The 11,382-nt window shown below is 59.9% G+C and carries 10 protein-coding genes; 4 read left to right on the forward strand and 6 right to left on the reverse strand.

What is annotated here, in order from left to right; all coding sequences use genetic code 11:
* Positions 1 to 154: 154 nt before the first annotated feature.
* The gene (locus tag HX855_RS31150; RefSeq protein WP_177091305.1) at positions 155 to 1,117 is read right to left on the reverse strand and encodes a zinc-binding dehydrogenase; all 963 of its coding nucleotides are present in this window, start codon (positions 1,115 to 1,117) and stop codon (positions 155 to 157) included.
* A gap of 138 nt (positions 1,118 to 1,255) precedes the next feature.
* Here HX855_RS31150 and HX855_RS31155 point away from each other — a divergent pair, with 138 nt between their 5' ends.
* Positions 1,256 to 3,337, forward strand: coding sequence for a carboxy terminal-processing peptidase (locus tag HX855_RS31155; RefSeq protein WP_177091303.1), 2,082 nt, complete (start codon positions 1,256 to 1,258; stop codon positions 3,335 to 3,337).
* A gap of 112 nt (positions 3,338 to 3,449) precedes the next feature.
* Positions 3,450 to 5,228, forward strand: coding sequence for a bifunctional diguanylate cyclase/phosphodiesterase (locus tag HX855_RS31160; RefSeq protein WP_177091301.1), 1,779 nt, complete (start codon positions 3,450 to 3,452; stop codon positions 5,226 to 5,228).
* 1 nt (position 5,229) lies between these two features.
* Here the strand turns inward: HX855_RS31160 and HX855_RS31165 are convergent, their stop codons facing one another.
* The 5 genes from HX855_RS31165 to HX855_RS31185 all read right to left on the reverse strand — a co-directional run bounded on the left by HX855_RS31165 (position 5,230) and on the right by HX855_RS31185 (position 7,937).
* Positions 5,230 to 5,616, reverse strand: coding sequence for an SEL1-like repeat protein (locus HX855_RS31165; RefSeq protein WP_177091299.1), 387 nt, complete (start codon positions 5,614 to 5,616; stop codon positions 5,230 to 5,232).
* Positions 5,616 to 5,987 carry a hypothetical protein gene (locus HX855_RS31170; protein WP_010166435.1) on the reverse strand — a complete coding sequence of 124 codons (372 nt, stop codon included), beginning with the start codon at positions 5,985 to 5,987 and terminating at the stop codon, positions 5,616 to 5,618. Before HX855_RS31170 ends, HX855_RS31165 begins: the two co-directional genes overlap by 1 nt.
* On the reverse strand, positions 5,984 to 6,322 hold the full coding sequence (locus HX855_RS31175) for a helix-turn-helix transcriptional regulator (protein WP_177091297.1): 339 nt from the start codon (positions 6,320 to 6,322) through the stop codon (positions 5,984 to 5,986). Before HX855_RS31175 ends, HX855_RS31170 begins: the two co-directional genes overlap by 4 nt.
* A gap of 97 nt (positions 6,323 to 6,419) precedes the next feature.
* Entirely contained in the window at positions 6,420 to 6,875 is a 456-nt protein-coding gene (locus tag HX855_RS31180) for a YkvA family protein (RefSeq protein ID WP_177091295.1), read from the reverse strand.
* A gap of 321 nt (positions 6,876 to 7,196) precedes the next feature.
* Positions 7,197 to 7,937, reverse strand: a complete 741-nt coding sequence (locus HX855_RS31185) for an FKBP-type peptidyl-prolyl cis-trans isomerase (protein WP_167663547.1) — start codon at positions 7,935 to 7,937, stop codon at positions 7,197 to 7,199.
* 246 nt (positions 7,938 to 8,183) lie between these two features.
* On the opposite strand from HX855_RS31185, the gene HX855_RS31190 reads away from it, so the two are divergent.
* Together HX855_RS31190 and HX855_RS31195 are read left to right on the forward strand one after the other, a co-directional pair.
* Positions 8,184 to 9,995 (forward strand): di-heme-cytochrome C peroxidase, encoded by a 1,812-nt coding sequence (locus tag HX855_RS31190; RefSeq protein ID WP_177091293.1) that lies wholly within the window; start codon positions 8,184 to 8,186, stop codon positions 9,993 to 9,995.
* Between the two features lie 30 nt (positions 9,996 to 10,025).
* A complete protein-coding gene (locus HX855_RS31195) occupies positions 10,026 to 11,156 on the forward strand; it encodes a catalase family protein (protein WP_177091291.1) in 1,131 nt (376 codons plus the stop codon).
* Positions 11,157 to 11,382 lie beyond the last annotated feature (226 nt).

The following is an 11,382-nucleotide window of genomic DNA, read 5'->3' on the forward strand; positions in this document are numbered from 1 at the left end:
GCGAGGCACCGAGTGGTGGGGCAAAGACCTTTTGGTTACTTTTGGGGCGTTTGCCAAAAGTGACCCGCTGTAAGAGCGGAACCAATAGTCGCCATCACCCAAATAACGGATATACACCCCGTCCAACCCCAAAAAACGAATGACGCCTGTGAGATCAAACCAGGCTTTCGTCAATCACCAACACCAGCTTCCCGGAAATCTGGTTGGTCGCCAGCTCAGCAAACGCGGCCTCGGCATCCTTGATCGCAAAGGTCCTGGCCAATTGCGGGCTCAAACGGCCCTCAGCAAACAGCGGCCATACATGCTGGCTCAAGTCACTGAACAGGTCAGCCTTGAACTGATCATCGCGGCTGCGCAACGTCGAACCCAACACCTGCACACGCTTGGCCAACACCTGCGCCAGGTCGATCTGTGCCTCACGCCCCCCCATCAAGCCAATCAACACCCAGCGACCGTCACGGGCCGCGAGCTTGAGGTTCAGCGCGGCGTAGTTGCCGCCCACCGGGTCGAGGATCACATCGAACGGGCCAAAATCACTCAGGCCTTCGATGCCGTCGGTACGTACCACGCCACCCTGGGCCCCCAGCGCCTCACAGTAGGCCAGCCGATCCGCCGAGCCGACGCTGACCCAGCACGGGCTGCCAAACGCCTTGCACAGCTGGATAGCCGCCGAGCCCACACCACTGGCGCCAGCGTGCAGCAGCACCTTCTCGCCAGGCTTGAGGCCCGCCAACTGGAACAGATTCAGCCACGCGGTGCTGTACACCTCGGGCAACCCGGCCGCTTCCACCAGCGACACGCCTTCCGGCACCGGCAGCACGTGACGGGCGTCCACCACCACTTCTTCGGCCATCCCGCCGCCGGCCAGCAGGGCGCAAACCCGATCACCCACTTGCCACGACGAGCCGGCGCCGACTTCGCTGATCACTCCGGAACACTCCAGGCCCAGCACCTGGCTCGCACCGGGAGGCGGCGGATAGAGCCCTGAACGCTGTAATAAATCGGCCCGATTCAGGCCCGCAGCCGCCACGCGAATGCGTACTTGGCCTACATCGCATGTAGGACTCGGCTCTTCTTGCCACTCCACATGACCTTCAACGCCTTGCAATGCTTTCACAGTGCCTCCATAGTGAGTCTGGACTGAGCCCGTTGCTGTAGCGCCGGGCTTTTTGCATTATGCGACCGGCCCATATGGAACCGGCGACTTCAAAGACGGCCTAATATGCGTTATCAATTGCCCCCGCGTCGAATCAGCATGAAGCATTTGTTCCCCAGCACCGCCCTCGCTCTTTTTATCGGTATCGGCCTTTTGCCGCTGTCGAGCAATACGTTCGCAGCCAACAGCTGGGACAACCTTCAGCCTGATCGCGATGAGGTGATTGCCAGCCTTAACGTCGTTGAGTTGCTCAAGCGCCATCATTACAGCAAGCCGCCGCTGGACGACGCTCGCTCGGTGATCATTTACGACAGCTACCTCAAGCTGTTGGATCCCTCGCGCAGCTATTTCCTGGCCAGCGACATCACCGAGTTCGACAAGTGGAAGACGCAGTTTGACGACTTCCTCAAGAGCGGTGACCTGCAGCCCGGCTTCACCATCTACAAGCGTTACCTGGACCGTGTCAAAGCGCGTCTGGACTTCGCCATTGGTGAGCTGGACAAGGGCGTCGACAAATTCGACTTCACCAAGAAAGAGACCTTGCTGGTTGACCGCAAGGACGCTCCTTGGCTGACCACCGAAGCCGAGCTGGACGACCTGTGGCGCAAGCGCGTCAAGGATGAAGTCCTGCGCTTGAAGATCGCCGGCAAAGAGCCGAAGGCCATTCAAGAGCTGTTGACCAAGCGCTACAAGAATCAGCTGGCACGTCTGGATCAGACCCGTGCCGAAGATATCTTCCAGGCCTACATCAACACCTTCGCGATGTCCTACGACCCGCACACCAATTATCTGTCGCCAGATAACGCGGAAAATTTCGATATCAACATGAGTCTGTCGCTGGAAGGCATCGGTGCCGTCCTGCAAAGCGATAACGACCAGGTGAAGATCGTGCGTCTGGTGCCGGCAGGTCCGGCCGACAAGACCAAGCAGGTCGCTCCGGCCGACAAGATCATCGGTGTGGCCCAGGCCGACAAAGAGATGGTCGACGTGGTCGGCTGGCGTCTGGACGAAGTGGTCAAGCTGATTCGCGGGCCGAAAGGCAGCGTGGTGCGCCTGGAAGTGATTCCGCACACCAACGCCCCGAACGATCAGACCAGCAAAATCGTTTCGATTACTCGTGAAGCGGTGAAACTGGAAGACCAGGCGGTCAAGAAGTCGATCCTGAACCTCAAGCAGGACGGCAAGGACTACAAGCTGGGCGTGATTGAAATCCCGGCCTTCTACCTGGACTTCAAGGCGTTCCGCGCTGGCGATCCGGACTACAAGAGCACCACCCGCGACGTCAAGAAACTGCTGACCGAGCTGCAAAAAGACAAAGTCGATGGCGTGGTCATCGACCTGCGCAACAACGGCGGCGGCTCCCTGCAGGAAGCCACCGAGCTGACCAGCCTGTTTATCGACAAGGGTCCGACCGTGCTGGTGCGTAACGCTGACGGCCGTGTGGACGTGCTGGAAGACGAGAACCCGGGCGCCTTCTACAAAGGGCCAATGGCGTTGCTGGTCAACCGCCTCTCGGCATCCGCTTCGGAGATTTTCGCCGGTGCGATGCAGGACTACCATCGCGCGTTGATCATCGGCGGCCAGACCTTCGGCAAAGGCACCGTGCAGACCATCCAGCCGTTGAACCATGGCGAGCTGAAACTGACCCTGGCCAAGTTCTACCGGGTTTCCGGGCAGAGCACCCAGCATCAGGGCGTACTGCCGGACATCGATTTCCCGTCGATCATCGACACCAAGGAAATCGGCGAGAGCGCCCTGCCCGAGGCCATGCCGTGGGACACCATCCGTCCTGCGATCAAGCCGGCAGTGGACCCTTTCAAACCGTACGTGGCGCAGCTGAAAGCTGATCACGAAGCCCGCTCCGCCAAGGATGCCGAGTTCATCTTCATCCGCGACAAATTGGCCCTGGCCAAGAAGTTGATGGAAGAGAAAACCGTCAGCCTCAACGAAGCCGACCGTCGTGCGCAGCACACCGACATCGAGAATCAGCAACTGGTGCTGGAGAACGCCCGCCGCAAGGCCAAAGGCGAAGCTCCACTCAAGGAACTGAAGAAAGAAGACGAAGACGCGATCGCCGCCGAGCCGGATAAAACCAAGCCGGAAGATGATGCCTACCTGAGCGAGACCGGGCGCATCCTGCTGGACTACTTGAAGATCAGCAAGACGGTGGCCAAGCAGTAAATGATGGCGATTTAATGTGAACGCTCCCCGGAGTGTCATCAAATAGACATCATTCTGTCGTGAAATGAAGGACCTGCTAAAGCAGGTCCTTTTTTTTCGACCCGAGAAAATCATGACCATGACCGAACAGCTGAATGCATTGGGCTCAATCCTGGCTCAAGGCAGTTTGCACAGCCTGTTCCAACCGATCATTTCCCTGTCTGAACGACGCATCGTCGGTTACGAGGCCCTTAGTCGCGGCCCGTCCAACAGCCCGCTGCACTCCCCTGTTGCATTGTTCTCCGTGGCTCGCCACGCCGGTCGCCTGAGCGAACTGGAGATGGTCTGCCGGGAAAGTGCCTGCCGGCGTTTCAGCGACCAGAAACTGCCGGGCAAGCTGTTCCTCAACGTCTCCCCCGAATCCCTGCTGGAAACCGCCCACCAGCCAGGCCGCACCCTGCAACTGCTCAGCGACTTCGGCATCCCGCCCAGCCAGGTGGTCATCGAACTGACCGAACAAACCCCGACTGACGATTTTCAACTGCTGCAAACCGCACTGCATCATTACCGCGCCATGGGTTTTTCGATTGCCCTGGATGACCTGGGCGCTGGCTATTCCAGCCTGCGACTGTGGTCGGAATTGCGCCCGGACTACGTGAAGATCGATCGACACTTTATCGACGGCATCCACCAGGACGCCCTCAAGCGCGAATTTGTCGGCTCGATCCTGCAAATCGCCAAGGCCTCCCGGGCCCAGGTCATCGCTGAAGGCATCGAGTTGCCGGAAGAGTTGGCCGTGCTCACCGAGATGGGCGTCGACCTGGTGCAAGGCTATCTGCTCTGCCGCCCCCAGGAACACCCGCCACAGGAAGCGCGGTTGATGCTGCCCAAGCCCGACAGCGCCAACGTCGCGCTGAACGATGAAGGCAGCGACCTCAGCGCCTTGCTCAACGAACACCCGGCCGTGGGCCAGCACACCGCCACGGCGCAGGTGCTGGAGGCCTTCCGCCGCCAGGCCAACCTCAACTCCCTGGCGGTGCTGGATGAGCGTGGCCATCCGATCGGCATCGTGCACCGGCACTCGTTGTCAGACGCCCTGCTCAAGCCGTTTGCGACGGACCTGTTCGCCCGCAAGCCCATCAGCCGCTTGATGAGTGACGACTTCCTGGCCGTGGAACTGAGCCAGTCCTTGCAGCAAGTCAGCCGCCTGCTCACCAGCCGCGCGCGCCAGCGGATCGAGGAAGACTTCATCATCACCCTCAACGGCGACTATCTGGGGCTGGGCCGGGTGATCGATGTGCTCAAGCTGATTACCGAACTGAAAATCCAGCAAGCGCGTTATGCGAACCCGCTGACCCTGTTGCCGGGTAATGTACCGATCCAGCAGTGCCTCACGCGGCTGTTGCAGCAACAGCGTGAGTCGGTGATCTGCTACGTGGATATCGACAGCTTCAAGCCGTTCAACGATATCTACGGCTACGGTCGGGGCGATGAAGTGCTGTTGTGCCTGGCGCAATGCCTGAACGATCGGGTAGACCCCAGCCGCGACTTTGTCGGGCATATCGGCGGGGATGACTTTTTGCTGGTGCTGGGGCCGCAGGATTGGCGCAAGCGGCTTAACCAGTTGCTGGACGACTTCCACACCCAGTGCCGGCGTTTCTACCGCAGCGAACATCTGGAGGCGGGGTGTTTTGTGGCGTTGAACCGCCAGGGGGTGCGCCAGGAGTTTGCATTGCTGTCGCTGTCCATCGGCGTGGTGCATTTATATCCACAGGCCTGTGGACAACTCGATGCCAGCCAGTTGGCGGAACTGGCTTCCCAAGCCAAGCACCACGCGAAGAACGTGGCGGGCTATAGCATTCATGTGATCGACAGCCTGAAACTGGGCGAGGCAGAACCGCAGTCGCTATAGATTAGAGTTGTTCCAAACGAATCTGCGCCAATGGATGCCCGGCACGGGCGGCAATTTTCCACCAGTGCGCCGCCTCCAGCGGATCAGGCGCCTTGCCGAGACTGCCCGCCAGGCTCAACACGCCAATCTGGTAAGCGGCCTTGCCATCCCCGGCCTTGGCGGCCAACCGTAACAGTCGCACGCCCTCTTCACGGGCACCGAGGCCCCTGCCGCGAAAAGTCAGGATATGCCCATAGAAACTCTGAGCACCAACATCGCCCAGATTGGCCATGCGCGCGAACTGACCTTCAAGCCACTGCCAGCCGCGCGGCTGGTGCATGAACCAAGACCAATGAAATAATTTGCGCGCCAACCAATAGCTGACATACGCCTTAAGCTTCCAAAACACTAAGCCTCCGCAGACTCGGGATAATCGTACTCAAACACCCGCACCACTTCCGAGGCGTGCCACGACGCTGCGGCCACGCCATCGGACGGCCCGCAGAAGCGCCCAAGGCGCTCCACACATTCAAAGAAACCGGTACGTGGCAGGCGGCTCGCGCCCTGGCTGATGACCAGGGAACTGCGCAGCGGCTGGTCAGCCTTGGCATCCAGCGCCGCCAGGTGTTCCAGTGCGGCGGTCAGGGTTTGCATGGCCGGTGTGGGAAATTGCAGGCGCTCCAGCAAGGCGCGGTACGTCAAGAGATGGCGCTGTCGGCGCGCCTGGTCGAGTTCGTTGATTAACCCATCCCAGTGTTGACGGCTGATACGTACGCTCACGTTTCGTCCCTCCATCCTGCAACGCCCAGTTCCCAGGCCAGGCTGCGGCGGATCGCAGCGTCCGGCTGGCGTTCACCACTTTCGATCAGGCCCAGGTACGACGGGCTGATGCCCACTGTGCGCGCCAGCGTCTCGATGGCCAGGCCCTTGGCCTCGCGCAGGCTTCGCAGCTGCTCCAGAGGGCGCAGATCCGGTTCGGCAGCGGTTTGGCTAAGGGGTGAAGCGAGAGGTGTTGGCTGTTGCTGACCGGCGGCTTTTAACAGCGCCTGGTATTGAGCCCATGGCAGAACCGCGTACTCGGGTTCGCCATCCTTTCTAATTATCTGAATATCCATGACTGCCCCGTAGGATCCCAACACTTACTTCGTAAGTACTTTCCTTAGGAGTGTAATCCTAACAGCCACAAAGAGCGCAGGGGGATATTCGCAAGGTTCAGTTTTTTTTCGGGCTTTCCCGCTCAAGCAACTGAGGCGTCGCAGGCAGGCGCTCAACCACTGCGAGCTTCTCGGGGAGCTGACGCTCACGCCAGGCGCGAAAAGCGCTCAGTTCGCCGTCCAGGGTCTTCATGACCCATGCCAGCACCGCAATGTCGTCGAGCATACCGAACACTGGAATAAAATCCGGGATCGCGTCAATCGGGCTGAGGAAGTACATCAGCCCCGCCACCACCGAAATCAGCGCCTTGGGACTGATAGCGCGGTACTCGCCGCGCCAGTAGGCCAGGCATAGGGCCTGGAGCAACTTGAGGTCGTCCTTGAGCTTGCCCAGACGGTTGCCCTGGCGCGAACCTTTGGCGGCAACCGCGAACAGCAGCGTCGGCAAGCGTCCCCGGCCCAGCAAGCGAGCAGCCATGGGCAGGAAGCGGGTGAAATTAAACGGGGCTTTCATCGTCACTCCAGTTCCAGGCGACACAAAAGGTTATCCACACAAATTGTGGATAACCTTGTGAACAGAGCCTATTTTTCAGGCTGAAAGCCACGTAATACAAGGCCTACAGTCAGATCGGGCGTTTTTTGCGCACATAAAAAAAACCCAAGAATTCATTGACTTGAAGATGATCTGCGTCTACCCGTACTCGAGTCTTTTATCAGACTGCTCTAGACCGCGTGGGTTCGGTTGAATGTGGCCTGGATTCAACTGAAAAAGTTATACACAGGCCAGAAACAACAACGCCCCGTCGAGACGGGGCGTTGTGTGTTCAGGTGCTGATTACTTCTTGGCAGCCGGAGCCGCCGGAGCGTCAGGCGCTTCAGCCTTGGACGGATCCTTGATGGCCAGCAGTTCCAGGTCGAATACCAGCACGGAATTGGCTGGAATCGCCGGGCTCGGGCTCTGGGCACCGTAGGCCAGGTCGGACGGGATGTACAACTCGACCTTCTCGCCAACGTGCATCAGTTGCAGGCCTTCGACCCAACCTGGAATCACACCGCTGACCGGCAGGTCAATCGGGCTGCCGCGATCCACGGAGCTGTCAAAGGTAGTGCCGTTGGTGAGCTTGCCGGTGTAGTGAACAGTCACGACGTCGGTAGGCTTGGGTTGAGCACCGTCCGCTTTCTTCACGATCTTGTATTGCAGACCGGAAGCGGTGGTGACAACGCCGTCTTTCTTGGCGTTTTCTTCGAGGAATTTCTTGCCGGCGGTTGCCGACTCTTCACTCATCTTGGCCATACGCTCTTCAGCACGCTTTTGCAGTGCGGCGAATGCTTCGACCAACTCGTCGTCTTTCAGCTTCTGCTCTTTCTTGCCGACGGCATCTTCGATGCCTTGGGCTACTGCTTTGGAGTCCAGGTCATCCATGCCTTCTTGAGCAAGGCTTTTGCCCATGTTCAGGCCGATACCGTAGGAAGCTTTTTGCGCCGGGGTTTTCAGCTCTACGCTGGTTTGCGAATCACAACCCGCAAGTACCAGGCTAACCAGGGCCACCGCCGCCGCCAACCGATGCTGTTTCATGCTATTTCCTTGTTCGTGTGCCAAAAGGGCATTCGAGTAAAGTCGCGAGCTTATCAGGCGGCCACGACCAATGGCTACCGGCATGTGAGCAGGAAACTTCTGATAAGTTCACGTGTTTAAAAGCATTTTCATTCATTCTATGGCTCTGCAACGGAAGGCAGGACCGCTGGAACCAGACTCATGGCCACTTGCCGCACTGGTGGCCTGATGGCATAAGAACGACACAACTCGACAAGGATAGTTATCTTGCGCATTTTTTCCCGTGTTTTGCTGATGATTTTCATACTGCTGGGGCTGATCCTGGCGGTGGTGCTCTATTACGTGGTCAACCCGAAGCTGCCGGTTTATGTACCGGTGGAACAGGTGCACTACCAGGACCAATGGAGCGCCGCAGATCGCCAGACGTACTACTTCACGCCCCAGGGCACCCAGGTCAAGGGCCTGCGCTATGACTGGTTCACTGCGCTGGAACTGCCGTTCTCCGAACAGCGTTTTGCCACACCCGACTACCTGGCGCGCTTCGGTTTCCTGGTAGACCCAAAACAGGTGCCCACCGCGCAGAACCCCGGTAACCTGCCGGTGGGTTTCGCCCGGCATAAAAACCCCGGCAGCAATGATGAGTTCCTCGACATCACGTGCGCCGCCTGCCACACCGGCCAGTTGAACTTCAAAGGCCAGGGCCTGCGTGTCGACGGTGGCCCGGCGCAACATGTGTTGCCGTCCAGCGTACCGACCCTGCGCGGTGGCAGCTTTGGCCAGGCGCTGGTGGCCAGCCTTGCCTCGACCTACTACAACCCGTGGAAATTCGAGCGGTTTGCCCGCACCGTCCTGGGCCACGACTACGACGACCAGAACGCTGCGCAACTGCGCCAGGACTTCAAGAAATCCCTGAACACCTTCCTCAACGTTGCCTGGAACGACACCCACCGCGGCCTCTACCCCACCGAAGAAGGCCCGGGCCGCACCGACGCCTTTGGCCGCATCGCCAACGCCAGCTTCGGCGACGCCATTTCCCCGGACAACTACCGCATCGCCAACGCCCCGGTGGACTACCCGCAACTGTGGGACATCTGGACCTTCGACTGGGTGCAATGGAACGGCTCGGCCCAGCAACCCATGGCTCGCAATATCGGCGAAGCCCTGGGCGTCGGCGCCACGCTGGACTTCTTCGACAGCGCCGGCCAGCCGCTCAAGGGCGATGCGCGCTATCCCTCCAGCGTGCGGGTGCGGGACCTGAGCACCCTTGAAGAAACCCTGAAACGCCTCAAGCCGCCGACCTGGCCGGAAGACCTGTTCGGCGCCATCGACAAGCCCCTGGCCGCCCAAGGCCGCGCATTGTTCGCGGAAAACTGCGCCGGCTGCCACGTGCCGGCGGTGTCCCAGGTCGATGGCCGCCCCGTGCGGCAGCTGAAAATGCTCCCGGTGGAGGTGATCGGTACCGACCCCAATGCCGCCAACAATATCGCTGACCACCGCTTCGACCTCAGCGCCCTGCAATGGGACCCGGCTGAACTGGCGAAGCTGAACGTCGAACTGCACCCCACCCCAACCGAGCCCCTGGACCTGCGCAACATGTCAGTCGCCAAGGGCCTGGCTTACGTCACCGCCTTTGTCGAAGACCACGCCTACCGCGCCGCCGGCGTGACATCTGCCGAACGTCCGAACCTGGACGGCTTCGGCCTGCCCATCGGCGTGCGCGAATTGCGCGCCTACAAGGCTCGGCCACTGGCCGGGGTGTGGGCGACACCGCCATTTCTGCACAACGGCTCGGTGCCGACGATCTACCAACTGCTCTCGCCCCAGGACGAGCGCAGCCCGACCTTCTATAAGGGCACCTTCGAATACGACCCGCGCCACCTGGGTTATCAAACCGCAGCGTTCCCCAACGCCTTCCTGTTCGATACGCGCACCACCGGCAACCACAACAGCGGCCATGAATTCCGTGCCGGCCAGCGTGGCAACGGGGTGATCGGTCGAGGCTTGCTGCCCCAGGAACGCTGGGCGCTGCTGGAATATTTGAAAGTGCTGGGTGGCCCGCTGGAACAGCAACTGCCCTGACCTACCGACTTCACAGAAAAGGATTTTTAAATGCTCGCTCGACTTTGGCTGCGCCTCGGCGCGTTTCTCGGCAAGACCGTGTTATGGCTGGTGGGTCTGGGGCTGCTGGGCTGGTTGCTGTCCACCCTGTGGTTTGCCTGGCAGCACAGCGGCCCGGTGTCGCCGGATGAACAGATTCCCCCGGGGGAAGCGGCCATGACCCAGGGCATCATCCAGACCGCGGTGCGCATCGTCGATCAACATCGCGAAGGCACGCGCTACCTGCGGGACGCGCATGCCAAGGCCCATGGCTGTGTGAAGGCCGAGGTCAGCGTGCTGCCGGATCTCGACCCGGCATTGCGCCAGGGCGTGTTTGCCGAACCGGGCAAGACCTGGCAGGCGATGATGCGGTTGTCCAACGGCAACGCGTACCCGCAGTTCGACAGCATCCGGGATGCCCGGGGCATGGCGATCAAGTTGCTGGACGTGCCGGGCAAACAGTTGCTGGCGGATCAGCAGGCGCGGAGTGAGCAGGATTTTGTGATGTTCAGCCATCCGAACTTTTTTGTCAGTGATGTGGCGGAGTATGCGCAGAACGTTTCGGCCCAGGCGGATGGCAAGCAGGTCATGGCGTTTTTCCCTGGCGTGGATCCGCGCAGTTGGCAGGTGCGGCATCTGTTTATCGCGTTGGCGACGTTGGCGCCGCCGCCGGTGAGCCCGACGCAGACGACCTACTTTTCGGTGTCGCCGTATAAGTTCGGGGCGGCGAATGCGAAGTTTCGGGTGGCGCCGGATCCCCAGGGTTGTCCTGCGTATGTACTGCCCAAGCAGAATCAGGACCTGCCGAACTTCTTGCGCAGTGCGTTGAATCAGCAACTGTCCACCGACCGGGTGGCGGCGTGTTTTGTGTTGCAGGTTCAGCGGCAGAATCCGCAGAAGTTCATGCCGATCGAGGACACCAGCATTGAATGGAAAGAGAGTGATGCGCCGTTTGAGACGGTGGCCAAGGTGGTGATTCCGGCGCAGGATTTTGATACGCCCGAGTTGAATCTGGCGTGTGATAACCAGTCGTTTAATCCGTGGTTCGGGGTGGAGGCGCATCGGCCGATTGGGGGGATTAATCGGTTGCGTAAGGCGGTGTATGAGGCGGTCAGTGATTACCGGCATGGTCGGAATTTGTAGCGCCGTGAGGGTGGGGGGATATCCGTTATTTAGGTAACGGCCACCTAGGGTTCCGCCCTTACGGCGGGTCACTTTTGAAAAGAGCCTGTACGGACCGGACACATGGTGGACACATGTGCGGGGACATGGTTGACACATGTGCGGGGACATGGTTGACACATTATGGCCCGTAATCAGGTTTGTTCACGTCGATAGTCCGCAAAAAGTGATGGCAGAAGTAGACGTC

It is taken from the genome of Pseudomonas sp. IPO3778 (assembly GCF_013386825.1).
GTDB lineage: Bacteria > Pseudomonadota > Gammaproteobacteria > Pseudomonadales > Pseudomonadaceae > Aquipseudomonas.